The organism is Plantactinospora sp. WMMB334 (assembly GCF_049179095.1).
Taxonomy (GTDB): domain Bacteria; phylum Actinomycetota; class Actinomycetes; order Mycobacteriales; family Micromonosporaceae; genus Plantactinospora.
Map to the genome: position 1 here is coordinate 6,062,680 of NZ_JBMHME010000002.1, position 24,652 is coordinate 6,087,331.

Consider the following 24,652-nt stretch of genomic DNA (forward strand, 5'->3'; position numbering starts at 1 on the left):
GTCCACGAGGGTGCCCTTCACCGGATCGCCTCCAGGAGTGCCCCGACCGGCACCTCGGCGAAGTCGAGCACCAGGGTCGGGGCGAGCCCGAGCGCGAGGGCGAGCAGCACCAGGGGCCCCCAGGCGAGCAGCTCGGCACCGGCCAGTCCCGGAGTCAGGGTCAGCACCCGCGGGCTCGCCGGCCCGTGCGTGACCCGGCGCAGCAGCCGCAGCAGGTACGCGGCGGTCAGCGCCCCGCCGAACGCGGCGAGCACCGCCAGCGTGATCCAGAGCGGGCCGCCGACCCGCCAGGCGGCGACTATGGCGAATGACTCGCCCCAGAAGCCGGCGAGGCCGGGGAGTCCGAGCGAGGCGATCGCGGCGAAGCCGAGCAGGCCGGCGAGGCGCGGGGTGCTCTCCCGCAGCCCGCCCAGCTCGGCCAGGGCCCCGGTGTGCGCCCGGTCCTTGACCGCCCCGGCGAGGAAGAAGAGCAGGCCGGTGATGACGCCGTGCGCGATGTTGCCGATCAGCGCCGCCTGGATGCCGGTGGCGGTGAGCGTGGCGATGCCGAGCAGCACGAAACCCATGTGCCCGACGCTGGAATAGGCGATGAGTCGCTTCAGCTCGCTCTGCGCCAGGCAGACCAGCGAGCCGACGATGATCGCCGTCACCGCCAGTGTCCCGAGCACCGGGGCGGCCCACCGGGCGCCCTCCGGCGCCACCCCGACCGCCACCCGGATCAGCCCGTACGTGCCCATCTTCAGCAGCACCCCGGCCAGGATCACGCTGCCGACCGTCGGCGCCTGGGTGTGCGCGTCCGGCAGCCAGGTGTGCAACGGCCAGAGCGGGCTCTTCACCGCGAACGCGATCGCCAGCAGGGTGAAGGCGGCGAGCTGGGTGCCCCGGGACAGCTCCGTGCCGCCGGTCAGCTCGGTCAGGTCGGCGGTGCCGGCGGCGGTGACCACGGTGAAGACGCCGACCAGCAGCAGCACCGAGCCGAAGAGGGTGTAGAGGGCGAACTTCCGGGCCGCGTGCCGCCGCTCCCCGCCGCCCCAGACGGCGATGATCGCGTACATCGGCAGCAGGACGACCTCGAAGAAGAGGAAGAAGAGGACCAGGTCGAGGGCGAGGAAGGTGCCGAGGATGCCGACCTCGACCACCAGCAGCAGGGCGACCAGGGTACGGCCCCGGCCCGGCGCCGGCACCCGCCACCAGGTGTACGCGCAGCAGAGCAGCGTCAGCAGCGCGGTCAGCACCACAAGCGGGTAGGAGACCCCGTCGACGCCGAGCTGGAACCGCAGGTCGAGACCGGGCACCCAGGGCAGGTCGACCTCGTGCCACGGCCAGACCCCGGGCGTGCCGGTCCCGGAGGCCCCGGCGGGGTCGGGCTCGTAGACCACCCAACTGTCGGTGGCGCCGACCGTCAGCAGTGCGGCCACCACCAGGGTCGCCGCCGCGAACGCCGTACCGGTGATCCGGGCGGCCAGGTCGAGGCGGCCCGGCAGCAGGGCGAGCACCGCCGCGCCGACCGCCGGCAGCGCCAGGGTGGCGACCAGACCCGCCCCGCCGAGGGTCACGTCGTCCCCCCGAGGGCCAGGGCGGCGGCGAGACCGAGCAGCAGGGCGCCGCCGAGCACCGCCACCACCGCCCGGGGCACCCCGGCCCGGTGCAGCAGCTCCAGCCCGCCGCCGAGCCCGCCGGTGCCCCGGCCGGTCCCCTCGACCGCCCCGTCCACGACCGTCTCGTCGGCGCGCCGGGCGAGCCGGCCGAGCGCCCGCACCGGGCGTACCACGATGGCGTGCTGGAGATCGTCGAGCCAGAAGGCGCGGGCGAAGGCCGGGCGCAGCGGACCCAGCGCGGTCGCCGGGTCGGCGGCCGGGTCGGCCCGCCAGCGCCACCAGGCGAGCCCGGCCCCGGCCAGCAGCAGCGCGACCGGGATCACCACGAAGCTGTCCAGGTGCGTCTCGTCCAGGGCCAGCGCGGCGCGGAACGGTGCGGCGAGGAGCGCGAGACCGAGCGCGGCGCTCGGCACCGCGAGCAGCAGGATCGGCCAGCGCAGCAGGCCGGGCGGGTCGTGCGGGGCCCCGGCCGGGGTGTGCGCGGGCGAGCCGGCCGGCGCGTCGATCGCGGACGTGCCCCGCTCGGCGGGCGACGAGGGCGAGCCGGCCCGCGCGTCGATCGCGGACGTGCCCCGCTCGGCGGGCGACGGGTCCGGGCTCGCCGGGCTGGCGTGCGCGGCCGGGGTGTCGACCGGGTGCGGCTGGGCGCGGGCGGTGCCGAGGAAGGTGCGCAGCAGCAGCCGGGTGGCGTACCAGGCGGTCAGCCCGACCCCGGCCAGGCCGGCGAGCCAGACCAGCCAGCCGACCCAGGCGGCGGCCGGGCCGGTGTGGTGCCGGGCGGCCTGCTCGGCGACGACCAGGATGCCGTCCTTGCTCCAGAACCCGGCCAGCGGCGGCACCCCGGCCAGCGCGGCGAGCCCGATCGCGGTGCACCAGAAGGTCACCGGCATCGGCCGGCGCAGCCCGCCCATCGCGGACATCAGGTTGCTGCCGACCGCGTGGATCACCGCACCGGCGGCGAGGAAGAGCAGCGCCTTGAAGGCGGCGTGGCTGAGCAGGTGGAAGAGCGCGGCCGGCGGCGAGCCGACCGCCAGCGCCCCGGCCATGTAACCGAGCTGGGAGACCGTCGACCAGGCCAGTACCCGCTTGATGTCGTCCTGTGCGGTGGCGGCGAGCGCGCCGAGCAGCAGGGTCACCGCCGCCATCACGCCGAGCACGGCGAGCGCGGCCGGCGCCCGCTCGAAGAGCGGGAAGAGCCGGGTCACCGCGTAGATCCCGGCCGCCACCATGGTCGCGGCGTGGATCAGCGCGGAGATCGGGGTCGGGCCGGCCATCGCGTCCGGCAGCCAGGTGTGCAGCGGGAACTGGGCGCTCTTCCCGGCCACCCCGGCGAGCAGCAGCAGGCAGGCGGCGGTGAGCGTACCGGGGGTGGAGTCGTGGGCGAGCACGTCGGAGATCCGGAAGCTGCCGGCCCCGACGCCGAGGATCACGATGCCGAGCAGGAAACCGACGTCGCCGACCCGGGTCACCAGGAACGCCTTCACGGCGGCGGCCGGCGCCTCCGGCAGTCGCCGGTCGTGGCCGATGAGGAGATAGGAGCAGATGCCCATCACCTCCCAGCCGACCAGCAGCATGATCAGGTCGCCGGCCACCACCACCAGCAGCATCGCGGCGGTGAAGAGGCTGATCTGGGCGGCGTAGGGGGCGTACCGGTCGTCGTCGTGCAGGTAGCCGACCGAGTAGACCTGCACGGCCAGCGCCACCGCCGCGACCGCGACCGCGACGAGCGCGGCGGCCGGGTCCAGCCGGAGGGTGAGGGTGACGGACAGCCCGCCGACGTCGACCCACTCGGCGGCGGCCTCGGTGCTCCGGCCGTCGAGGGCGACGACCAGCCCGACCGCCGCCGCCAGCGCCACCGCCGCGCCGCCGATGCCGAGCAGCGCCGCGCCGGCCCGGGACCGCTGCGGCAGCAGCAGCCCGACCAGGGCCAACCCGAACGGTACGGCCGGCAGCAGCGCGCCGAGCGTGACAGCGCCGGTCATCGGGGCGCTCCCGGTGCGTCAGGGGCGTCCGGTGCCGGTGGTGCGTCCGGTGCCGGTCGTGCCTCCGGAGTCGCCGCTGCCCGCGTCGCCCGCCCCGGCGCACCCGACCCGACGCGGGCCGGTGCCGCCAGGATCGCCACCGGTCCGGCGTCCGGCACGTGCGAGTCGAGGCGTACGTCGTCGACGGTGACCGTGCCGCGCAGCCGGTAGAGCTGGAGCACGATCGCCAGCCCCACCCCCACCTCGGCGGCGGCGATCACGATGACGAAGAGGGTGAAGACCTGCCCGGTCAGCGGCAGCCCGTCGGCGCTGCCGACGACCGGGGGCGGCTGGCCGAGCGCGGCGTGCAGCGGGGCGGCGTCGGCGGTGACCAGCAGCAGGTTGACCGCGTTCAGCATCAGCTCGACGGCCATCAGCACCAGTACGGCGTTGCGGCGGCGCAGCACCCCGTAGACGCCCAGGCCGAAGAGGAGGGCGGCGACGACGTACGGGATGGCGGGCCTCACAGCCGCCGCCCCGGGAGCCGTACGCTCACCGCGATCGCCCCGACCAGGGCGGAGAGGAGCAGCACCGAGAGCACCTCGAAGGGGAGCACCCAGGAGCGGAAGATCTCCGTGCCGATCCGTTCGGCGGTGCCGGGCGCCGGCAGCTCCACCCTGGACCAGCGGTACGCGTCGACAAGCAGCGCGGCCAGCCCCAGGCCGGTCCCGCCGCCGATCAGCGCGGCCGGCCAGCCGGGCCGGTCGAGGTCGTCGGCGGCGCCGATTGGTGCCCGGGTCAGCATCACCGCGAAGAGCAGCAGCACGACGACCGCCCCGACGTAGATCAGCAACTGCACCCAGGCCACCAGCTCGGCGGTGAGCACCAGATAGAGCCCGGCGACCGCGCCGAGGCAGACCACCAGATAGAGGCCGGCCCGGACGAGGTGCCGGGTGGAGACCACCAGCACACCGGAGCCGACCGCCACCGCCCCGAGGGCCAGCATCAGCACGTCGGCCCCGCTCACGTCGACTCCTCCCCGGTGGCTGGCCGGTCCTCCTCCGTGGCGGGCCGGGTGGGGCGGCGGGTGCGTACCGCCGGACCGGCCGACCGCTCCCCGGCCGGGCCCGCCTCGGCGGCCCTGCGGGCGGCGGTCTCCTCCTTGGCCGGCTCACCCCGCGGGTCGTGCGCGGGCGGTGGCGGCACGGTCGCCATCCACTCCCCGAGGTGCTCCTTGTCGTGCAGCAGGTCCCGGATGTCGTACTCGGCGTATTCGAACTCGGGCGACCAGTAGAGCGCGTCGAAGGGGCAGACCTCGATGCAGATGCCGCAGTACATGCAGAGCGAGAAGTCGATGTCGAAGCGGTCCAGGACGTTGCGCTGGCGCGGCCGGGCCGCCCCCGGCATCGCCACCTCCTCCTTGTGGGAGTCGATGTAGATGCACCAGTCCGGGCACTCCCGGGCGCAGAGCATGCAGACCGTGCAGTTCTCCTCCAGCAGCGCGATCACACCCCGGGATCGCGGCGGCAGCTCCGGGGCGACGTCCGGGTACTGCTGGGTGTGCGAGCGGCGGGTCATGGTCTTGAGGGTGACGGCGAGTCCCTTCGCCAACCCTTCGCCCGGGATGCTCATGCCGGCACTCCGCTGCGCGCACTCATGCGCCATATCCTGCCGTGTCGGCGGTTCCGGCGCGACCACCCCCGGCCAGATGGGCGGTATGGTGGCGTGGGGTGACGCATGCCCGCCATCCGCGAGAGGGAAGCCATGACCGCGGCCTTGAACGATCCGTACCCGCCGGCCGGCGGGTGGACGACGGACGACCTCGACGCCATGCCCGACGACGGCCACCGCCGCGAACTGCTCGACGGAGTCCTGATCATGTCGCCCTCCCCCACCGCCGCGCACCAGACCATCGCCTGGCGGCTCGCCGCCGCGTTGGACGAGGACTGCCCCGAGCAGTACGACGTCACCCAGGCCGTCGAGGTGCGGCTCGACCAGCGCCGGTCGTTCATCCCGGACGTGCTGGTCACCACCGCGCAGGCGGCGGCCCGGCGGACCGCGAGGTATGAGCCGCACGAGGTGGTGCTCGCCATCGAGATCGTCTCGGAGAGCTCGGAGAGCATGGACCGCTTCACCAAGCCCGCCCTCTACGCCAGGGCCGGCATCCCCCACTACTGGCGGATCGAGACCAGGGGCGGGCTGGTCGTGCACACCCACCGGCTGGAGCCGGTCGAGGAGATCTACGTCGAGACGGGCCGGTGGACGACGTTCGTCGACACCGGCGAGCCCTGGCCGATCAATCTCGCGGTGAGCCGCCTGACCCCGCGCCACCTCTAGCAGAGGTCGACGTCACTCGATCGACAATGTCGACACCGGTCGACGTCTCGTCCGGTCGACGTTCCTCTCGGCGCAACGGTCCAGCCGGCTCGGATGATCGGCGAGGTGTGTCGTTCGGGTGTCGGACGGGCCGGCCCGGAGGGCGGGTGCGGCAAAGGCGCGATAGCGGGTGGAATGGTGCCTGTCCCCTCCGCTCCCGGCCCCGTTTCCGGCCCCTTCGCCTCCCGGCCCGGTGGAGTCGGACCGTCGCGGCAACGACGGCCCGACTCCAGCGCGCCGGACGTGCCAGGGTCCGCCGGCCGGGCGGTCAGGCGATCGCCAGCCTGACCCCGGCGGTCAGCACGAGCTGGCCGAGCGCCACCGGCACCAGCACCAGCCAGCAGAGCCGCTGCAACTGGTCCTCCCGTAGCCGGGGATAGGTCACCCGGAACCAGATGATCACGAACGAGACGGCGAATACCTTGAGCAGCGTCCAGAGCCAGCCGAGGTACTCGTCGCCGAACGGCCCCTGCCAGCCGCCGAGGAAGAGCACCGTGGTCAGGGCGGCGATCACCACGATGCCGACGTACTCGGCGAGGAGGAAGAAGGCGAACCGGAGCCCGGTGTACTCCGTCAAGTAGCCGAAGACCAGCTCCGAGTCGGCGATCGGCATGTCGAACGGCGGGCGGCGGATCTCGGCGAGCCCGGCGACGAAGAAGACCACCATCGCCGGTGCCTGCCACGCCAGCCACCACGGCTGCCAGGCTGCCACGATGCCGGGCAGGCTCAGCGTGCCGGCCGCCATCGCCACGCTCGCCGCCGCCAGCACCAGCGGCAGCTCGTAGCCGAGCAACTGGGCCGCGCCCCGGATCCCGCCGAGCAGGCTGTACTTGTTGGCCGACGCCCACGCCGACATCAGCACCGCGACCACGCCGACACCGACCACCGCGAGCACGAAGAACAACCCGATGTCGAGCGGCTGCCCGACCAGGTCGTTCGGGCCGAGCGGGATGACCAGCAGGGCCAGCAGGTACGGCACCAGCGCCACCACCGGGGCGAGCCGGAACACCGCCCGGTCCGCCTCGCGCGGTGTCACGTCCTCCTTCTGCACGAACTTGACGCCGTCGGCGACGAGCTGTGCCCAGCCGTGGAAGGCGCCCGCGTACATCGGGCCGAGCCGGCCCTGCATGTGCGCCATCACCTTGTGCTCGGCCTGGCCGACGATGAGCGGCAGCAGCAGGAACGCGGCGACCACCCCGCCGATCCGGATCAGCAGTTCCAGCCAGAGCGGCATCAGGAACCCCCGCCGTCGCCGCCGTCGTCGGTCGCCTCGGAGTCCGGGGCCGGCGGTGGCCCGGACCCGGGGGCGGCGCGCCGGGCCGGTCGCCCGGACGCCGGAGCCGTACGCCGGGCCGGCGGCCCGGACGCGGGCGCGGCGGAGACCGGTACGGCGGCGGCCACCCCCCATTCTCCCGGTGCCGGTACGCCCGGCGGGCGCATCGGCTGTCGCCGCGCCGTGCCGGCCTCGGACTCGCCCGGCTCCTTCGCCCCCGGCCACGCCTTCGCCACCCGGGAGGCGAGCACGAACTCCTTGCGCAGCGGATGCCCCTCGAACTCCGGCGGCAGCAGCAGCGGCGCCAGGCCGGGATGGCCGGCGAAGTCGATGCCGAACATCTCGTGCGTCTCCCGCTCGTGCCAGGCCGCGCCGGGGAAGACGTCCACCACCGTCCCGACGGTCGCGTCGTCCCGGGGCACCCGGGTGCGGAGCAGCACCCCGTGCCGCCGCGTCGTCGACCAGAGGTGCGCCACCACGTCGAACCCGTCGGCCAGCTCGTCGACGGCGGAGAGCCAGTCGAAGAAGTCGCAGGCCAGCTCGGTGTCGTCCCGGGCGGCGCGGACCGCCTCCCGCCACCTGCCGACCGGCACGTCCACGGTCGCCCGGGCGTACGCCTGGCCACCGGACTGCCCGACGGTCACCCCGGCCCCCGTCGCGGTCTCGGACCCGGAGTCGGACCCGGTCTCGGACCCGGAGTCCGGGTCTCTCTCCGTCGCCGCCTCCACGAGCAGGGTGCGCAACCGGTCGCCGACCTGTTCCGGGGTCATGTCCGCGATCCTAGGGCCATCCCCGGCCGGCCAGGCGGGTCGCCGACCGGTTAATCGGCTTAATCGGCGACTCCCGGCTTATCGCGCACGTCGCGGGGAAGAATCACCGGATGCGTGCGATCACCGTGACCCCGGGCCGGGCGGACTCCCTGCGACTGGTCGAGGACTTCCCGGAGCCGAGCCCCGACGAGGGTTCCGTGCTGGTGGAGGCCGTCGCGGCCGGCATCTGCGGCACCGATCAGGAGATCATCGCCGGCGACTACGGTGAGGCGCCGCCCGGCGCGACCGACCTGGTGATCGGGCACGAGTCCCTCGGCCGGGTCCTCGACGACCCGTCCGGGTCCCTCTCCCCCGGCGACCTGGTGGCCGGGATCGTCCGGCATCCCGACCCGGTGCCCTGCACCAACTGCGCGGTCGGCGAGTGGGACATGTGCCGCAACGGCCGGTACACCGAGCACGGCATCAAGTGCCTGCAGGGCTTCGCCCGGGACCGCTGGCGGGTCTCGCCGAAGTTCGCCGTACGCCTCGACCCGTCCCTGGCCGAGTTGGGCATGCTGCTCGAACCGGCCAGCGTGCTGGCGAAGGCGTGGGAGCACATCGAGCGGATCGGTGCCCGGGCGGCCTGGGAGCCGAAGCGCGTCCTGGTCACCGGGGCCGGGCCGATCGGCCTGCTCGCCTCGCTGCTCGCCGCCCAGCGTGGCTACGAACTGCACGTGCTGAACCGTACGGCCAGTGGCGAGAAGCCCGGCCTGGTGGAGGCGCTCGGCGGCACGTTCCACACCAGCACCGTTCCGGAACTCGGGATGGAGTTCGACATCGTGCTGGAGTGCACCGGTGCCCCCACGGTGGTGCTGGACGCGATGTGCCAGGCGGCACCGAACGGCATCGTCTGCCTGACCGGCGTCTCCTCCGGCCGGCGGATCGACTTCGACGCGGGCGCGCTCAACCGGGAGCTGGTGCTGGAGAACAACGTCGTCTTCGGCACGGTCAACGCCAACCGGCGGCACTGGGAACTCGCCGCCGAGGCGCTGGCCGCCGCCGACCGGGACTGGCTGGCCCGGATGATCACGCGGCGGGTGCCGGTCGACCGGTACGCCGAGGCGTACCACCCGGAGCCCGACGACATCAAGGTGGTGCTGGAGTTCCCGCACTGACCTGCGGGGCGGGTCGGGGCAGCGGAGTTCCGCGGGACGTCGGTCAGCGGCCGGCGGGTGGTGGCGGCACCGGCGGTGCGGTCAGCGACTCGACCGAGCGCCCGGCCGCCGGCACGCCGGCCCGGTCGACCGGCGACGCCAGCTCGTCGGGGCGGGAGACCCCGCCGATGCCGGACTGCTCGGCGGCGATCCTGTCCTGCAACCGCAGGATGCCGTGCAGCAGCGCCTCCGGGCGGGGCGGGCAGCCCGGCACGTAGACGTCGACCGGGATGATCTGGTCGACGCCCTTGGTCACCGAGTAGGAGTCCCAGTACGGCCCGCCGCAGTTGGAGCAGGCGCCGAACGAGATGACGTACTTCGGCTCCGGCATCTGGTCGTAGAGCCGCTTGATCGCCGGGGCCATCTTGTCGGTGACCGTGCCGGAGACCACCATCAGGTCGGCCTGGCGCGGACCGTGCGCGAACGGGATCACGCCGAGCCGGATGAAGTCGTGCCGTCCCATGCTGGTGGCGATGAATTCGATCGCGCAGCAGGCCAGCCCGAAGTTGAAGACCCAGAGCGAGTAGCGCCGGCCCCAGTTGAGCACGAACCGGATCGGCTCACCGAGCACCGCCGGCAACTGCACGACCGCTCCCCTCTCCGGGTGTCCCACCGACAGTGAACCACAGCCCGCGCCGGTCCCAGACGAAGACGTCCTCCCGCTCGTTGCTGTCCCCGGGAACGATGTTGGAGGCGTACGACGAGAAGACGACGTGCTGGCCGTCCCCGCTGACCTGGCCCGGGACGACGCTGCCGTTGCCCTCGACGCCATCGCTGGAGGTGCTGACCCGGATCGTGCGGCGGGTCAGGCGATCGTGCAGGAACATGTCGATATCCCGGTTGGTGTCCCCCGGGACCAGGTTGGTCGCCTCCGAGCTGAACGCGACGTACCGGCCGTCGGCGCTGATGGACGGTTGTCGGCTGGCCGCGTCGGCAGGGGTGCCCGCGAAGGAGACGCTGACCATCCGGGTCGTGCCGGCCCGGCGATCCCGGACGAAGACGTCCGGGAGGTCGTTGACGTCGCCGGGCACCAGGTTCCCGCCGAAGGAGCTGAAGGTCACGTACCGGCCGTCCGCGCTGATCGCCGCGCCGCTGCTGCCAAGCCCGGCCACCGGTCCGATCGCCTCGCGCTCGTCGTCGGTGACGCTGACCCGGCTCGTCGTCCCGGTCCACCGGTCGCGGACGAAGACGTCCGGTGACTCGTTGGTGTCGCCGGGAACGAGGTTCGAGGCGTCCGATTCGAAGACCACGTACCGGCCGTCGGCCGAGAGCGCGCCGCCCCCGCTGGCGTGGTTGCCCTCCGCACCGAGACTCGACACGCTGACCCGGCTCGTGACGCCTCGCCACAGGTCGCGGACGAAGGTGTCCCCGACGCCGTTCGTGTCGCCGGGGACCAGGTTGGAAGCCCAGGAGAGGAAGCTGACGAACCGGCCGGTCGGGCTGATGCTCGAACCGATGGACTCGCCGTCGGCCCGGACGCCCTCGGTGGAGACGTTGACGATCGTGGTGGTGCCGGTCCGCCTGTCGTGCAGGAAGGCGTCGGGTTCGTCGTTGACGTCGCCGGGAACGAGGTTGGAGGCTCTGGAGTTGAAGAGCACGAACCGGCCGTCGGCGCTGAGGACGGGGAGAGTGCTCCAGGCGTTGCCCGCTGTCCCGTCGCTGGCGACGCTCACCAGGCTGGTGGTCGCCGACACCCGGTCGCGTACGAAGACGTCGGTTGTTCCGTTGGTGTCTCCCGGCACCAGGTTCGAGGCCGCCGACGCGAAGGCCACGTATCGGCCGTCTCCGCTGATCACGCCGTCGGATGACGGGCCAACGCCCTGCGCGCCGGGGTCGGTGACGCTGACCCGGCTCGTCGTCGGATGGCCCACCCTGGGGGTCTCCCCGGTGACCACGGGTTGACCGGCCACCACCGCCGCCATGACGAGCGACACCGCGGTATTGATCATTGGACCCGCACCTCCGGCCGATCCACGGCTTTATCTACGTCGATCGCCCAGGCTATGCCGACCGGTCAACCCGCGCACCGGATCACCCCGACGGGGGCAGCATCTTCAACATCTGGTCGATCTGGGCGGTCCGGGACAGCTCGATCCGCCGGGCGAGCTCCCGTACCTCGGGGTGGACGCCGGACGCCTTCTCCATCCGGGCCAGCTCGACGGCGTTGTGCTGGTGCCCGATCAGCAGGTTGAGGAAGTCGGTCTCGAACGCCGCCCCGCTGGTGCGGGAGAGCGTCGAGAGCTGCGCCGGGTCGAGCAGCGGCAACCCGCCGTGGTCGGCGTGCAGGTCGTCGTCCGGATCCGCCGTGGTGGCCCGGTCCCAGCCGCGCAGCCAGGCCCGCATGGTCTGCTGTTCGTCCTCCTGGGTGACGTCGATCGCGGCGGCCAGGATCTTGACCTGCTCGCGCTCCGCCCGCTCGGGCACCAGCCGGACCAGCGCCAGCCCCTGACCGTGCGCGGTCACCATCATCTGCAGGAACATCACGTCGGTCTCGTTGAACGCACCGCTCAGGGTGTCCTGCGCCGGTGTGGCCCGGGGCGACACCGATCCGGTCGGGGCCGGCGCGGGCGCCGCGACCGGGGCGCCGGTCCCGGTCGACCCGGGACCGCAGCCGCCGAGCAGCACCAGGCTCGCGACGATCAGGGTACGGCGATAGCGGCTCATGCCTCCCTCTCCAGGTGCGAGCGGCGCGGGGCGGATCGTCGGCGGATACGACCGGCGGCGGATACGGACCCGCAGGGGGTACGGGTCCGTATCCGCGACGGAGGTGCGTGCCGTCGGAAGTGGGCGGCTGTGCCCACCGGAGCGTCGGTCAGACGCGCTGCCAGAGCGCTGGGACGTTCGGCGGCTCCCAGCCGGCGATGGCGGTGTGCGCCTGGATGCAGCGGTACGTCGCTCCGCCGTAGGTCACCTGGCTGCCGATCTGGTACGTCGTACCGGCCCGCCAGGTGCCGCCGGCCGGGGGCGGCGGGGGCGGGGGCGGCGGCGGGGCGGTGGTGGGCGGCGGGGGCGGCGGCGGGGGCGGCGGCGGGTTGCCTCCCCCGCCACCGATCTGGAGGTCGACGCAGACGTAGAAGGCGTTGGCGGTGTCCGCGATGTTCCAGATGGCCAGCAGCTTCTGCCGGCCACTCCGGCCACCCATGTTGACGTTGTGCGAGACGGTGGCGCCCGGTTGCCGGCCGCCGTCGTTGAAGACGGCGATCCGGGAGCCGCCGATGTAGTACTCCCAGGTGCTGGTGGCGTGCCGGGCGGTCAGCACCCAGTTGAAGTTGACCGACTGTCCGACCGAGGTGGCCGGCCACGGCCGACTGTCGTCGTTGAGGATCGCGAAGTGCCCGATGTTGGCGTGGCAGTTGCGCAGCCCCTTCGGACCCTCCACGCTCTGCGGCTCCCACTGGATCTGGCCGCAGTCGAAGGAGACCGCCCGCTGGGCGCAGAGCGCCTGCCGGCTCGGGGGTGAGGAGATGTAGCCATGTGCCTGGGCGGCCTGCGGGGCCACGAGGAGGGCGGAGACGACGGTCGCCACCGTCGTGACCGCCAGGACCACGGTTCTTCGCATCGTGGGCTCCTTACTTCATCGGGAAGGTCTCCTCAACATAAAGGTAAGATTGTTAACAGTAAATAGGAGACGGCAACATTCGTCGATGGATGCGAGGATCCGGGCAACTCTCGCCGGGCGCGCCCGCCCCGGGTTCGACGGCGGGCGGGCCCGGCGGCGCGGTTACCAGCGGCCAATCACCAGGCGGGGCGCTGGAGCAGGCCGAGAAACTCGCTGAGCAGCCGTTCCCGGAGCGGGACCGGCGCCGCCTCCAGCAGGGTGTTGACCAGCGCCATCCGCTCCAGCGGTCGGCCGGCGGCGGCCGGGTCCAGGCCCAACCCGGCGGCCAGCCCGGCAACCAGGTCCGGGGTGAGCTGCTCCGGTGCCAGCGCGTCGAGGGTGCCCAGCAGCTCGGCCGGCAGCCGCACCGGGCCGGCGAGCCGGGCATCCGTCACCGCCGCCCGCAGGTCGGCGGCGAAGTCCGCCACCCTCGGCGCCACCGAGGCGGTCACCGACAGGTGGATGGTGGCCGGCAGGCCGGCGTACGAGAGCTGGGGCTGGGTGTGCCAGCCGCGCCGGGTCAGCTCGTCGGCGAGGACGAAGAGGTCGAGCCCCGGCTCGGTGCTGGTGAAGCAGACCACCGTCGACTCCGCCTCGGCGACCAGCCGCAGCCCCGGCACGTCGGAGACGGCGGCGGCGAGCCCGCGTACCGCCGACAGGGTCCGCTCGGCCAGGGCGAGGTAACCGGCGTCGCCGAGGTGCCGCAGCGTGGCGTACGCGGCGGCGATCGGCCCACCCGACCGGGTCGAGGAGAGCACCGGGTTCACCAGCGTGTACCCGGGCCAGCCGGCGAAGGCGTAGTACTGCGACCGGCGCAGCCCGGCATCCCGGTGCAGCAGCACCGAGACCCCCTTCGGGGCGTACGCGTACTTGTGCAGGTCCACCGAGATCGAGGTGACCCCCGGCAGCGCGAAGTCGAACGGCGGCACCGGCACACCGAGCCGGCGCAGGTAGGGCAGGGTCCAGCCGCCGAAACAGGCGTCCACGTGGCAGCGCACCCCGGCGGTGGCGGCGACCTCGGCGATCTCGGCGACCGGATCCACCACCCCGTGCGGGTACGACGGCGCCGAACAGGCGACCAGGACCGTCTCCGGGCCGATCGCCGCCGCCACCTCCTCCGGCGCCGGCCGGAACGTCTCCGGTGAGACCGGCACCTGGTCGAGGGCGAGCCCGAGATAGTGGGCCGCCTTGGCGAAGGCGGCGTGCCCGGTGGCCGGCACCACCAGCCGGGGCCGGCCCACCTCGGGCCGGGCGTCCCGGGCCGCCTTGACGGCCAGGATCAGCGACTCGGTACCGCCGCCGGTGACACTGCCGACGACCTCCGGCGCCGCCGTGCCCGGCCCGGCACCGAGCAGCCGGGCGGCCGCACCGACCAGCGCGTTCTCCAGCGCCAGCAGCGAGGGGAAGGCGGTCGGGTCGAGCCCGTTGACGTGCGCCGCCAGCGCGTACGCCGAATTCGCCAGCTCGTCCAGGCCCGGCACCGCCGGGTCGTAGACGTAGGCGAAGAGCCGGCCGCCGTGCGTCGGCAGGTCCGCGGCGCGCAGGTCGCCGAGCTCGGCCAGCACCTTGTCCGCGGGTACGCCCACCGGCGGCAACGCGTCGATCATGGCGGCCACCGTAACAGCCGGAACCGCCCCGTCGACCCCCTCGCGACCTGCCACCACGGCACGATTCCCTGCCGTGGTGCCGGGATCAGCGCTCCCGGACGTAGACGCCGACGCCGGGCAGCGTCTCCGTGATCCCCTTGGCGCGGAGGTTCTGCATGGCCCGGTCGATCACGGGCTCCGTCACGCCGTAGTGCTCGATCAGCTCCCGCCGGCTCGGCAACCTGGCGCCGGGTGAAAACTCGCCCGCCTCGATCCGTTTCTCCAGGTCATCGGCTATTTCCTCATAGCGGTAGCGCGGTGGCACGGTGATCCCTCCGGTCGGCACCTACAGGAAAACACCAAAGGGAAGCCATTGACTACCCAACGCTAGCTATGGGGGCTTCGACAGCAGGCCCCTCCGGTCGGCAAGCCAGGTGGGGCGGAAGGCGGTCCGGCTGCGTGACCAAGGGCTCCGTGGCCGGACCTGCCGTCTCCGACGAAGGGGGACGCATGTGTTCGGCGACGACCTGCCACAGCAGCCCGTACCCCGGTCCGACCCCGGACCCCGGCCCGTGCCGGAGGCCGTCGAGCGGGCCGAGATGCGCAGCGTGCTGCTGCGGCACCTGAGCAACGGCGGCACCTGCCGGTCGTGCGGCAACCCACCGGACCACACCGGGATGTGCTGGGCGGCCAGGGTGGCGTACGAACGACTCAGCAGCGACTGGGGACTGCGGGGCGCGGCGGACCGCGTACCCCCGGCCGGGCCGGCGGAGGTCAGCCGGCCGGCGCCGGGCCGCGCTCCGGATCGCCCGCGGAGGCCGCCGCCAGCCGCTCCGGGGTGAGGTCGTAGCCGCGCATGCTCAGCAGGGCCAGCCCGACCAGCAGGGCGGGGAGCACGCTGAAGCCGACCAGCACCCCGAGCCGGGCGGTGCCGGACTGCGCCGCCGCCGTACCGGTCGACGACGAGACGTAGCCGGAGAGTTGCAGCACCAGGCCGTAGATGCCCGGCCCGAGCGCCAGCCCGAAGGTCTCACCGGCCGTCCAGACCCCGGTGAAGACCCCGGCCTGGCGCCGGCCGGTGCGGGCCGTGTCGTAGGCGATGCAGTCCGGCAGCATCGCCATCCCGAAGACCTGCTGGCCGGCGTAGCCGCAGCCGATCGCCGCGACCACCAGGTAGACCGCCGGGGCCGGCAGCACCGGCGCCGCCACCAGCGCCAGCGCGCCACCGGCGAAGAGCAGCGACGCGTACCCGAAGGCCCGGGGCTTGCCGAGCCGGGCGCCGGCCCGGCTCCAGAGCGGCATCACCAGCAACGCCGGCCCGACGAAGCAGGCGAAGAGCAGCGTCGGCCCGGTCTGCCGGTCCCGCAGCACGTGCTCGGCGAAGTAGTTGACCCCGGCCAGCACGGTCGCGATGCCGGCGGCCTGGACGACGAAGCAGACAAGCAGCAGCCGGAACGGCCGGTTCGCCGCCACCACGGCGAACTGGCGCCGCAGGCTCGGCTCGCTCTCCACCACACCGCCGGTCGGCGCGGCGCGGGTGCCGAGGAAGCTGCCGACCGCGCCGACCGCGATCAGTACCGCCACGAAGAGCCCCAGCCAGCGGTGCCCGGCCACCCCGTCGCCGCCGGCCCGGACCACCATCGGGGCCAGCGCACCGGAGACCAGGATGGCGAGCGCCAGCACCGCGACCCGCCAGGTCATCAGGCGGGTCCGCTCGGCGTAGTCGTCGGTCAGCTCGGCCGGCATCGCGACGTACGGCACCTGGAAGAAGGCGAACGCGGTAGCGGTGAGCAGGAAGGCCAGCGCGACGTATCCGGCGGCGGCCGGGCCGGCCGGGAAGGGCGCGGCGAAGATCGCGGCGAAGAGCACGGCCAGGCCGAGCCCACCACCGAGCAGGTACGGCCGGCGGGCACCCCAGCGCGAACGGGTCCGGTCGGAGATCCGGCCGGCGACCGGGTTCACCAGCACGTCCCAGGCTTTCGGCAGCAGCACCAGCAGCGCAGCCACCCCGGCGGCCACCCCCAGGGTGTCGGTCAGGTACGGCAGCAGCACCAGGCCGGGCACCGTGCCGAAGGCGCCGGTGGCGAGCGAGCCGAGCGCGTAGCCGGCGTGCACCCGGCGCGGCAGCACCGACCCGGACGGCGCTGTGGCGGAATCCGCCGGGAGAGGGGATCCGGCGGGCCTGTCGGCGCGGGTGCCGGGCACGGCGTCCATGCGCTGGGATGGTAGCGGTCCCGATCTTGTCTCTGGGCTCCCGCTTTCGTGCGCTACCTGCCACCGATCGGCCCACCGCCACGCCGGTGCGAATTTGCGGCAATCTTGAGGATCCTGGCATTCCGCACCGCTGGGTCCGGTGGCGCCGATGCGGGATGATCGCACCGGCCGCCTACGACAGACGAGGAGCGGGGCCGGCATGCGCATCCTGTTGGTCGAGGACGACGCCCGGGTGGCCGGCGCGATGGCCGCCGCCCTCTCCCGGCGCGGCTACGACGTGGAGCGGGCCGGCACCGCCGCCGCGGCACTCGCCGCCGCCCCCTGCGACCTCGTGCTGCTCGACCTCACCCTGCCGGACGGCGACGGGGTCGAGGTCTGCCGCGCCCTGCGGCAGCGCAGCGCACAGCTCGGCATCATCGCGGTCACCGCCCGGGGCGAGGAACGCGACCGGGTCATCGGGCTGCGGATGGGCGCCGACGACTACGTGGTGAAGCCCTTCTCCATGGCCGAGCTGGAGGCCCGGATCGTCGCGGTGCTGCGCCGGGCCCGGGTCGGCGCGCCCCGCCCCGAGTTCGTCGAGGTCGGTCCGATCTGGATCGACGTCGCCGCCCGGCTGGTCACGGTGCGCGGTGCCGAGATCCCGTTGACCCGCAAGGAGTTCGACATCCTGGTCTCGCTGGCCCGGCAGGTCGGGGTGGTGGTGCCGCACGAGCGGATCGTCCTCGACGTCTGGCCGACCACCGGCGCCGCCCGGCACACCGTCGAGGTGCACGTCGGCTCGCTGCGCGGCAAGCTCGGCGACCCCGACCTGGTGCAGACGGTACGCGGCATCGGCTACCGGCTCCGGGCCGAGTAGAGCCGGAGACCCGCCGTGCGCCGCCGCCTGGTGTTCAGCTACTCGCTGCTCATGATCCTGGTCCTGCTCGCCCTGGAAACCCCGCTGGCGGTCACCCTCGCCAACCGGGAGACCGAGCGGATCCGGGCGGACCGGCTCGCCGACGCCAACCGGTTCGCCTCGCTCTCCGGGCCCGCGCTGCGTACCGGCGCGGTCAGCGCGATCACCGACGAACTGCGCCGCTACCACGAGCTGTACGGGATCGGCGCGGCGGTGATCGACCGGGAACGGCGCCCGGTGGTCGCCCCGGCCAGCCCAGCGCTGGACTCCGAGCCCACCGCCGCCGCGATCTTCGGCGCCCTCGCCGGCCGGCAGATGACCGTGCCGGAGGTGCTCTGGCCCTGGCAGACCGGCCCGCTCGTGGTGGCGGTGCCGGTGAACGACGGCGGCGAGGTGATCGGTGCCGTCGTCACGGTCTCGGCCACCTCCCGGGTGCGCCGCACCGTCACCGTCTGGTGGGTGGCGCTGGCCGCCATCGGGCTGCTCGCCGTCTCCGCCGGGGTGATGACGGCGTTCCGGCTCGCCGGCTGGGTGCTGCGCCCGGTCACCGTACTCGACGTGGTGACCCACGACATCGCGGCCGGCGACGGCAAGGCCCGGGTGCCGACCCGGCAGGGGCCGCCCGAGTTGCGCCGGCTCGCCACCAGCTTCAACGAGATGGCCGACGCGGTCGCCGACGCCCTGGACCGGCAGCGGGCCTTCGTCGCACACGCCAGCCACCAGCTTCGCAACCCGCTGACCGCGCTGCGGCTGCGGGTCGAGGAACTCGGGCCGAGCCTCACCGACTCCGCCGGCCGCGACGAGCACCGGCTGGCGCTGGAGGAGACCGACCGGCTGGCCCAGGTACTCGACGGCCTGCTCACCCTGGCCCGCACCGAGCGGGCCCGGCACACGATGGTGCGGGTGGACGCGGCGGCGGTGGCCGCCTCCCGGGTCGCCGCCTGGCAGCCGCTGGCGAACCACCGGGGTATCACCCTGACCCTGGCCCCGACCACCGGCCCGGCGTACGCGCACGCGGTCCGTACCGCGATCGACCAGGTCCTCGACGCGCTCGTCGACAACGCGATCAAGTTCGGCCACCCGGGCGGCCGGGTCGAGGTCTCGGTGCACCGCCTCGACGGCGGCGTCGCCGTGCGGGTCACCGACGACGGCCCGGGGATGACCGGCGCGCAGCTCGAGTCGTCGACCGAACGCTTCTGGCGGGCGCCGGACACCCAGAACATCGACGGTGCCGGGCTGGGCCTGACCATCGTCGCGGTCCTGGTCGACGCCTCCGGCGGCCGGCTCACCATGCACCCGGCCGCCCCGACCGGCCTCACCGCCGAAGCCTGGTTCCGCGCCGCCGATGTGTAAGGAAGGGCCCCCGCTTATCGCTTTCTGTTGTAGAAGGGCCCCCGCCTTGCACCTGAACCTGGCGGGTCAGGGCTTGTGGGTCCGGTAGTAGCGGGCGGCGCCGGGGTGCAGGGCGAGTGGGGTGGTGGTGATCGCCGACTGGGGGTTCAGCCGGGCGGCGGCCGGATGCGCGCCGCTGAGCTCGTCGCGGCGCTGCATCAGCAGCCGGGTCACGTCGTAGACCAGCTGCTCCGGCATGCTCGTCGCCACCACCAGATAGTTGGGCACCGCCACCGTGGTCACCGGCTCCGTCCCGTACGCCGAGGCCGGGATGTCCCGGGCGACGTACACCTCCTCATGGGACCGGCGCAGCGGCTCGACCCACTGTCCCAGGTCGACGAAGCGGGCCGGGGTCTCGGCCGCGAAGTCCGCGACCGCCTTCACCGGCAGGCCGCCGGAGAAGAAGAACGCGTCGATCGTGCCGGCCCGCAGTGCGGCCACCGAGTCGTCGATGCCGAGTGGGAGCGGCTCGGCCAGGTCGTCGTCGACCTCGGCCACCTTGAGCAGGCGTTCCGCCGTGATCGCCGTCCCCGACCCCGGGGCGCCGATCGCCACCCGCCGGCCCTTCAGGTCCGCCAGTTGGCGGATCGGTCCCTGCGCCCGGGTCACCAGGTGCAGCAGGTCGTCGTAGACCCGGGCGATCGCGCTCAGCCCCTCGCCGGGCGCCGGCTCGGTGGCCAGGATGTCGGCCTGGGTGAAGGCCAGCTCGGCCCCGCCGGTGCGGATCAGCCTGACGTTCTCCGCGGAGGCGGCGGTCACCACGACGCTGGCCGTCACGTCCGGCAACTCGCGGTTGAGGATGGTGGCCAGGGACTGACCGACGGCGTAGTAGACCGCGGTCGCGCTGCCGGTCGCGATGCGCAGTCTGGTCGGCTCGGCAGACGTCGGGGTGCAGCCGGCGGCGACCGGCACCGCGGCGGCGACCGCGACCAGCGCCACGGTGAGCACGCCGAACGGCCGGCGGGCTCCTCTCCAGCCGGGTCCGCTCCGGCCCGGCGCTCTCCCGGCCACCCCGTCACCACCCCGGCGATGATCGACACCCAACGCAAATTTTGCTCAAGCCTTCGAGCGATGTCTACCGTCCCGCAGCGCCAACGGCCACCGTTGACGGTAGTTGGTTGTCGCGAGTACGGGGGGCGACAGATGGTCTGGAGCACCGGGGCGTACGCCTTGACGCCACCGCCCCCACGGCCGTCCGGCAGAACCAGCCTGCTGGACCGGGCCTCGCTGGCGGACGCCTTCGAGGCGGCGTGCCTGGTCAGGTGCATCCGCGCGGAGGAGGTGCGGCAGCCGACCACTCTGGTGGCCGAGTTCAGCTCGGAGGCTGCCGCGACCCGCCTCGCGGAGCTGCTGGCCCGGCTCGGCACACCCGCCCGGTCGGAGCGGGTCACCGCCGGTGTCCGGCGCCGCTACGAGCTGCACCGCCTGCACGTCGCCGAGCCGGGGCAGCCGGGCGTGCTGTCGATGGGCTGGCGGCAGGGGCGTACCGCCCTGCTCGACCCGGCCGCCGTCGGCGCCTCGGCGCCCCGGCACGCCCGCCGGCAGGCGCTGGCCGCCGCCGCCTGGCGCGCCGCGCTGCTCGCCGCCGGCCGGCACGTCCGCACCACCATTCTCGGGGTACGGATCCGCGACACCGAACTCGCCGCCGTGCTGGTGCGCAGCGCCAACCTGCTCGGCTCGGCGGCCTCGGTCGCGCCGCGCTCGGGCTGCCTGCTGGTGACCGTGCCGGGCGGCCCGGACCGGGAGCGCATCCTGCGGCGCAGCGCCGAGCGGTTTCCGCTGCCGACCTGACCACACCCCTCCGGCACGGCCGTCGGGCGCGCGATGCGTCAGTCGGTTTGTGGCGGGCGTGGGTCGCGGTGCGCCGCAAACCGGCACGGCTGTCGGGCGCTCGGCGGGTCAGTCGGCCGGACGCCAGTCGGCGGTCGCCATGTCGACGCCGGTCCTGCCCAACGGGGTGCCCTCGGCGCGCAGCCGGGCCCGCGCCTCGGTCTCGTGTCCGGGTGGCAGCCGGCCGGCCGAGTTGACCACCCGGTACCAGGGCACCCCGCCACCGTGCCGGGCCATGATCGAGCCGATCAGCCGGGCCGACGACCGGCCGGAGCGGTCGGCGAGATGGTCGGCGATCGAGCCGTACGACATCACCCGGCCGGGCGGGATCCGCTCGACCAGCGCGAGCACCTCTTCGACGTACTCCTCGGGTGTCATCAGCTGCCACGATATGGGAGTACGGGGCGGCACGGCGGGGCAACCCGGCCGGGCGAGCAGAATGGGCGGGTGCGGGAAGCAGTCACCACAGCACGCCGGATCGTGGTCAAGGTCGGCTCGTCGTCGCTGACCACCGCCGCCGGTGGACTCGACGCGGAGCGGGTCGACGCGCTGGGCGACGTACTCGCCGGCTGGCTGGCGGGTGGTCCGGTCGCCGGCCCCGCCGCGGAGCCCGGCCGGCGGCCGTCCGGGGCGGGGCGCCGGCGGAGCGGCGGAGCGGCGGAGCGGCGGGAGCTGGTGCTGGTCTCGTCCGGGGCGATCGCCGCCGGGCTGGCCCCGCTCGGGTTGCCGGCCCGGCCCCGCGACCTCGCCACCCAGCAGGCCGCCGCCAGCGTCGGGCAGGGGCTGCTGATCGGGCGCTACTCGGCCGGGTTCGCCCGGCACGGCCGCACCGTCGGCCAGGTGCTGCTGACCGTGGACGACGTGACCCGGCGGGCGCACTACCGCAACGCCTACCGGACGCTGCGGAAGCTGCTCGACCTCGGCGCGGTGCCGATCGTCAACGAGAACGACACGGTCGCCACCGACGAGATCCGGTTCGGCGACAACGACCGGCTGGCCGCCCTGGTGGCCGCGCTGGTCCACGCCGACCTGCTGGTGCTCCTCTCCGACGTGGACGCCCTCTACACCGGTGATCCGGCCCGGCCCGGCACCGTACGGATCGAGGAGGTCCGCGAGGAGGAGGACCTGGCCAACGTGGCGATCGGTCGCGCGGGCCGGGCCGGGGTCGGCACCGGCGGCATGGTCACCAAGGTCGAGGCGGCCCGGATCGCGACCGGGTTCGGCATCCCGGTGGTGCTGACCGCCACCCCGCTGGCCCCGGCGGCGCTGGCCGGCGAGCCGGTCGGCACGCTCTTCCACCGGGTACGGCAGCGGCCGGCGGCCCGGCTCTTCTGGCTGGCCCACGCCACCTCGCCCCGGGGGCGGCTGCACCTCGACCCCGGCGCGGTGCAGGCGGTGGTGGCCCGGCGCAAGTCCCTGCTGCCGGCCGGGATCACCGCCGTCGACGGCACGTTCACCGCCGGTGATCCGGTGGACCTGGTGGACGGCGCGGGGGCGGCGGTCGCCCGTGGACTTGTCAACTACGACGCGGTGGAGCTGCCCGGCCTGCTCGGCCGCTCCACGTCGGAACTCGCCGCCGCCCTCGGTCCCGGCTACGAGCGGGAGGTCGTGCACCGCGACGACCTGGTCCTGCTTGTCTGATCCCGACGGCACCCACGCGCATCCCGTCCCGGCTGGCGCGCTCAGGCGCTGGCGCGCTCAGGCGCTGGCGCGCTCAGGCGCTGGCGCGCTCAGACGCTGGCGCGCTCAGACGCTGGCGCGCTCAGACGCTGGCGCGTTGCGGGGCGCCGATCCGGGGGAAGGGCTCGGTGGAGAAGACGACCTCCACCGAGACCTCGAAGTACCGCGCGATCCGCAGCGCCAGGTGCAGGCTCGGGTTGTATTCGCCCCGCTCCAGGTAACCGACCGTCTGGTAGTGCACCCCGAGCGCGTCGGCGAGCTCCCGCCGGGAGATCCCGCGTTCCGCCCGCAGCACCGCGATGCGGTTGTAGATTGCCTCGCTCATCAGGTGACCCTCTGCATCGCCTTCTCCTTCCGGGCGGCGACGCTCGACCCGGACTCGCGGCGGGCCATCCGGCGCAGGACGATCGGTGCCACCACCAGACCCAGTAGTGCCCAGCCGGCCAGCATGCCGAACGTCTCCAGATGCTGCCAGGAGCCGCCGATCTCCACCGCCGCCAGTTCGTCCGGCAGGAGTGCCGAGCGCGTGCCCAGACCCAGCCAGTAGATCGGGAACGCCTGGCCGACCCACTGCAACCAGACCGGGAAGGTGGTGATCGGATAGAAGATCCCCGAGGTCGCGACGAGGCCCATGATGGGCAGCATGATGATGCCGATGTTGCGGGGGTTGTCGAAGATCGAGCCGAAGATCGCGCCGAGCGGCAGGCAGGCGAAGAGGCCCAGCGGCACCACCCAGGCCAGGGTCAGCCAGGAGCGGGCACCGTCCACCTCCACGCCGTCCACCAGAAGCGACCCGGGCACCACCAGGATGGCGGCGCCGATCAGGCTCATCCCGGCGACCTGCACCACCTTGCCGACCAGATAGCCGAGCATGCCGTTCGGGATCGCCTTGGCCCGCAGCAGCGTGCCGTCCTCCCGCTCGACCGTCAGGGTCATCATCATGGTGGTCAGGGCTCCGAACGCCATGCCGCCACCGAGCACGCTGGGCAGCGTACGGGCGCCGAGCGAGAAGTCCGTGCCGGGCACCGTGGCGTCACGCATGAAGAAGAGCACGAGCAGGAACGCGAGGTTGGGGAAGAGATAGTTCCACAGGTCCTGCGGATTGGTCAGGGTCTGCCGCACCTCGATCCCGCCCCGCCGCAGGCCGGCCCGCATCGCCATCATGATCGGGTTCACCGGCTCGCCTCCTCGAACTCGCGGAGCGTGGCCAGGCTCCGGCCGGACTCGGACTCCCGGACCAGCGCCATGTAGGTCTCCTCCAGGCTGGCCCGCCGCACCTCCAGGTCGGCGATGCCGTCGCCGTACTGCTGGAACAACTCCCGGACGAAGCCGGTGGCATCGGCGGTGGCGTGCACGAAGCGCTGGCCGTCCCGGCTCCACCTGACCTCGGCCTCCCCGGACATCCGCCGGGAGAGCTCGTCGGCCGAGCCGTCGGCGATGATCGACCCGCCGGCCAGGATCAGGATCCGGTCGGCGAGCTTCTCGGCCTCGTCCAGGTCGTGGGTGGTCAGCAGGATCGTGGTCTGCTCCAGGTCGGTGAGCCGGTGCACCAGGTCGTGGAACTCGCGCCGGGCCTCCGGGTCGAAGCCGGCGGTGGGCTCGTCGAGGAAGAGCACCTCGGGGCGGCCGACGATGCCGATCGCGACGTCCAGCCGCCGCCGCTGCCCGCCGGAGAGCTGGCCGACCCGCTTGCCGGCGTGCGGATTGAGCCCTACGGCGTCGATCAGGTCGCCGGTGTCCCAGGGGCGCCGGATCCGGTCGGTGGAGTAGGACCGGTAGTAGGAGCCGAGATGTTCGAGCAGCTCGCGGACCCGCCACTTGGCGTGGTCGCGCCAGGACTGCAACACCACACCGAGCCGGGCGCGCCACCGCTCGTCAGCGTGCGCCGGATCCACCCCGAGCACGGCCACCTCGCCGGCCGAGCGCATCCGGAACCCCTCCAAAATCTCGATGGTGGTCGTCTTGCCGGCACCGTTGGGGCCGAGCAGTGCCAGCACCTCGCCGGCCCGGGCCGTGAAGTTGACGCCGGTCAGCACGTCGGTGCTGCCGTAGCGCATCCGCAGATCACGGACCTCCAGCACCGGCCGCTCGACCGGCGGTCCGGCGGGCTCGGAAGTCCGGCCCGGGGTCTCGGCGACGGTCATAGATCTACACCCCCTCGTCTAATTCCTGCGCGAGCAGATAGTACATCTACTACATCACGCTCGCGCAAGGACGATCACCGGGCGATGACGGTGCGCCGGAGACGCGGCGCGGGGCGGCTCCGGAGTGGAGCCGCCCCGCGCC

25 protein-coding genes are annotated in these 24,652 nt (G+C 73.6%); 6 read left to right on the top strand and 19 right to left on the bottom strand.

Going from position 1 to position 24,652, the window contains the following annotated elements; genetic code table 11:
- Positions 1 to 17: 17 nt before the first annotated feature.
- The 5 genes from ACN27G_RS25990 to ACN27G_RS26010 are packed head-to-tail and all read right to left on the bottom strand — an operon-like array spanning position 18 to position 5,191.
- Positions 18 to 1,556 (bottom strand): complex I subunit 4 family protein, encoded by a 1,539-nt coding sequence (locus ACN27G_RS25990; protein WP_421495363.1) that lies wholly within the window; start codon positions 1,554 to 1,556, stop codon positions 18 to 20.
- Positions 1,553 to 3,580, bottom strand: a complete 2,028-nt coding sequence (locus tag ACN27G_RS25995) for an NADH-quinone oxidoreductase subunit L (RefSeq protein ID WP_421495364.1) — start codon at positions 3,578 to 3,580, stop codon at positions 1,553 to 1,555. The genes ACN27G_RS25990 and ACN27G_RS25995 overlap by 4 nt, the downstream gene beginning before the upstream one ends.
- Entirely contained in the window at positions 3,577 to 4,086 is a 510-nt protein-coding gene (nuoK, locus tag ACN27G_RS26000; RefSeq protein ID WP_421495365.1) for an NADH-quinone oxidoreductase subunit NuoK, read from the bottom strand. The genes ACN27G_RS25995 and nuoK overlap by 4 nt, the downstream gene beginning before the upstream one ends.
- Positions 4,083 to 4,586, bottom strand: a complete 504-nt coding sequence (locus ACN27G_RS26005; RefSeq protein WP_421495366.1) for an NADH-quinone oxidoreductase subunit J — start codon at positions 4,584 to 4,586, stop codon at positions 4,083 to 4,085. Before ACN27G_RS26005 ends, nuoK begins: the two co-directional genes overlap by 4 nt.
- Positions 4,583 to 5,191 (bottom strand): NuoI/complex I 23 kDa subunit family protein, encoded by a 609-nt coding sequence (locus ACN27G_RS26010; RefSeq protein ID WP_421495367.1) that lies wholly within the window; start codon positions 5,189 to 5,191, stop codon positions 4,583 to 4,585. Before ACN27G_RS26010 ends, ACN27G_RS26005 begins: the two co-directional genes overlap by 4 nt.
- A gap of 132 nt (positions 5,192 to 5,323) precedes the next feature.
- Between ACN27G_RS26010 and ACN27G_RS26015 the strand changes: the two genes are divergently transcribed.
- Positions 5,324 to 5,896: a Uma2 family endonuclease gene (locus tag ACN27G_RS26015; RefSeq protein ID WP_421495368.1), complete on the top strand. Its 573-nt coding sequence runs from the start codon at positions 5,324 to 5,326 to the stop codon at positions 5,894 to 5,896.
- 307 nt (positions 5,897 to 6,203) lie between these two features.
- Here ACN27G_RS26015 and ACN27G_RS26020 read toward each other — a convergent pair whose 3' ends face one another.
- Both ACN27G_RS26020 and ACN27G_RS26025 read right to left on the bottom strand, forming a co-directional pair.
- Complete coding sequence (locus tag ACN27G_RS26020; RefSeq protein WP_421495369.1) at positions 6,204 to 7,169, bottom strand: complex I subunit 1/NuoH family protein; 966 nt, start codon at positions 7,167 to 7,169, stop codon at positions 6,204 to 6,206.
- A complete protein-coding gene (locus ACN27G_RS26025; protein ID WP_421495370.1) occupies positions 7,169 to 7,978 on the bottom strand; it encodes an NADH-quinone oxidoreductase subunit C in 810 nt (269 codons plus the stop codon). Before ACN27G_RS26025 ends, ACN27G_RS26020 begins: the two co-directional genes overlap by 1 nt.
- Before the next feature lie 110 nt (positions 7,979 to 8,088).
- Here ACN27G_RS26025 and ACN27G_RS26030 point away from each other — a divergent pair, with 110 nt between their 5' ends.
- A complete protein-coding gene (locus tag ACN27G_RS26030) occupies positions 8,089 to 9,132 on the top strand; it encodes a glucose 1-dehydrogenase (RefSeq protein ID WP_421495371.1) in 1,044 nt (347 codons plus the stop codon).
- Positions 9,133 to 9,175: 43 nt separating this feature from the next.
- Here ACN27G_RS26030 and ACN27G_RS26035 read toward each other — a convergent pair whose 3' ends face one another.
- The 7 genes from ACN27G_RS26035 to ACN27G_RS26065 form a co-directional block, all read right to left on the bottom strand.
- Complete coding sequence (locus tag ACN27G_RS26035; RefSeq protein ID WP_421495372.1) at positions 9,176 to 9,757, bottom strand: NADH-quinone oxidoreductase subunit B; 582 nt, start codon at positions 9,755 to 9,757, stop codon at positions 9,176 to 9,178.
- Positions 9,732 to 11,120 carry a TolB family protein gene (locus tag ACN27G_RS26040; RefSeq protein WP_421495373.1) on the bottom strand — a complete coding sequence of 463 codons (1,389 nt, stop codon included), beginning with the start codon at positions 11,118 to 11,120 and terminating at the stop codon, positions 9,732 to 9,734. The genes ACN27G_RS26035 and ACN27G_RS26040 overlap by 26 nt, the downstream gene beginning before the upstream one ends.
- A gap of 82 nt (positions 11,121 to 11,202) precedes the next feature.
- Complete coding sequence (locus ACN27G_RS26045) at positions 11,203 to 11,835, bottom strand: DUF305 domain-containing protein (protein WP_421495374.1); 633 nt, start codon at positions 11,833 to 11,835, stop codon at positions 11,203 to 11,205.
- A 148-nt stretch (positions 11,836 to 11,983) separates the two neighbouring features.
- Positions 11,984 to 12,730, bottom strand: a complete 747-nt coding sequence (locus ACN27G_RS26050; RefSeq protein ID WP_421495375.1) for a lytic polysaccharide monooxygenase — start codon at positions 12,728 to 12,730, stop codon at positions 11,984 to 11,986.
- Between the two features lie 176 nt (positions 12,731 to 12,906).
- A complete protein-coding gene (locus tag ACN27G_RS26055) occupies positions 12,907 to 14,376 on the bottom strand; it encodes a pyridoxal phosphate-dependent decarboxylase family protein (RefSeq protein ID WP_421495376.1) in 1,470 nt (489 codons plus the stop codon).
- 85 nt (positions 14,377 to 14,461) lie between these two features.
- Entirely contained in the window at positions 14,462 to 14,701 is a 240-nt protein-coding gene (locus tag ACN27G_RS26060; protein WP_421495377.1) for a winged helix-turn-helix domain-containing protein, read from the bottom strand.
- 428 nt (positions 14,702 to 15,129) lie between these two features.
- Positions 15,130 to 16,569, bottom strand: coding sequence for an MFS transporter (locus ACN27G_RS26065; RefSeq protein WP_421495378.1), 1,440 nt, complete (start codon positions 16,567 to 16,569; stop codon positions 15,130 to 15,132).
- Between the two features lie 199 nt (positions 16,570 to 16,768).
- Between ACN27G_RS26065 and ACN27G_RS26070 the strand changes: the two genes are divergently transcribed.
- On the top strand, positions 16,769 to 17,425 hold the full coding sequence (locus ACN27G_RS26070) for a response regulator transcription factor (protein WP_421495379.1): 657 nt from the start codon (positions 16,769 to 16,771) through the stop codon (positions 17,423 to 17,425).
- 15 nt (positions 17,426 to 17,440) lie between these two features.
- Positions 17,441 to 18,817 carry an ATP-binding protein gene (locus ACN27G_RS26075; protein ID WP_421495380.1) on the top strand — a complete coding sequence of 459 codons (1,377 nt, stop codon included), beginning with the start codon at positions 17,441 to 17,443 and terminating at the stop codon, positions 18,815 to 18,817.
- 66 nt (positions 18,818 to 18,883) lie between these two features.
- Here ACN27G_RS26075 and ACN27G_RS26080 read toward each other — a convergent pair whose 3' ends face one another.
- Complete coding sequence (locus ACN27G_RS26080; protein ID WP_421495381.1) at positions 18,884 to 19,867, bottom strand: TAXI family TRAP transporter solute-binding subunit; 984 nt, start codon at positions 19,865 to 19,867, stop codon at positions 18,884 to 18,886.
- A 132-nt stretch (positions 19,868 to 19,999) separates the two neighbouring features.
- Here ACN27G_RS26080 and ACN27G_RS26085 point away from each other — a divergent pair, with 132 nt between their 5' ends.
- Positions 20,000 to 20,647 carry a hypothetical protein gene (locus ACN27G_RS26085; RefSeq protein WP_421495382.1) on the top strand — a complete coding sequence of 216 codons (648 nt, stop codon included), beginning with the start codon at positions 20,000 to 20,002 and terminating at the stop codon, positions 20,645 to 20,647.
- 108 nt (positions 20,648 to 20,755) lie between these two features.
- Here ACN27G_RS26085 and ACN27G_RS26090 read toward each other — a convergent pair whose 3' ends face one another.
- Entirely contained in the window at positions 20,756 to 21,064 is a 309-nt protein-coding gene (locus ACN27G_RS26090) for an MGMT family protein (RefSeq protein ID WP_421495383.1), read from the bottom strand.
- Between the two features lie 69 nt (positions 21,065 to 21,133).
- On the opposite strand from ACN27G_RS26090, the gene proB reads away from it, so the two are divergent.
- A complete protein-coding gene (gene proB / locus ACN27G_RS26095) occupies positions 21,134 to 22,327 on the top strand; it encodes a glutamate 5-kinase (RefSeq protein WP_421495384.1) in 1,194 nt (397 codons plus the stop codon).
- A gap of 121 nt (positions 22,328 to 22,448) precedes the next feature.
- Here proB and ACN27G_RS26100 read toward each other — a convergent pair whose 3' ends face one another.
- The 3 genes from ACN27G_RS26100 to ACN27G_RS26110 are packed head-to-tail and all read right to left on the bottom strand — an operon-like array spanning position 22,449 to position 24,510.
- On the bottom strand, positions 22,449 to 22,691 hold the full coding sequence (locus ACN27G_RS26100; RefSeq protein ID WP_421495385.1) for a helix-turn-helix transcriptional regulator: 243 nt from the start codon (positions 22,689 to 22,691) through the stop codon (positions 22,449 to 22,451).
- Positions 22,691 to 23,542, bottom strand: a complete 852-nt coding sequence (locus ACN27G_RS26105) for an ABC transporter permease (protein ID WP_421495386.1) — start codon at positions 23,540 to 23,542, stop codon at positions 22,691 to 22,693. Before ACN27G_RS26105 ends, ACN27G_RS26100 begins: the two co-directional genes overlap by 1 nt.
- Positions 23,539 to 24,510: an ABC transporter ATP-binding protein gene (locus ACN27G_RS26110; RefSeq protein ID WP_421495387.1), complete on the bottom strand. Its 972-nt coding sequence runs from the start codon at positions 24,508 to 24,510 to the stop codon at positions 23,539 to 23,541. Before ACN27G_RS26110 ends, ACN27G_RS26105 begins: the two co-directional genes overlap by 4 nt.
- Positions 24,511 to 24,652: the final 142 nt, after the last annotated feature.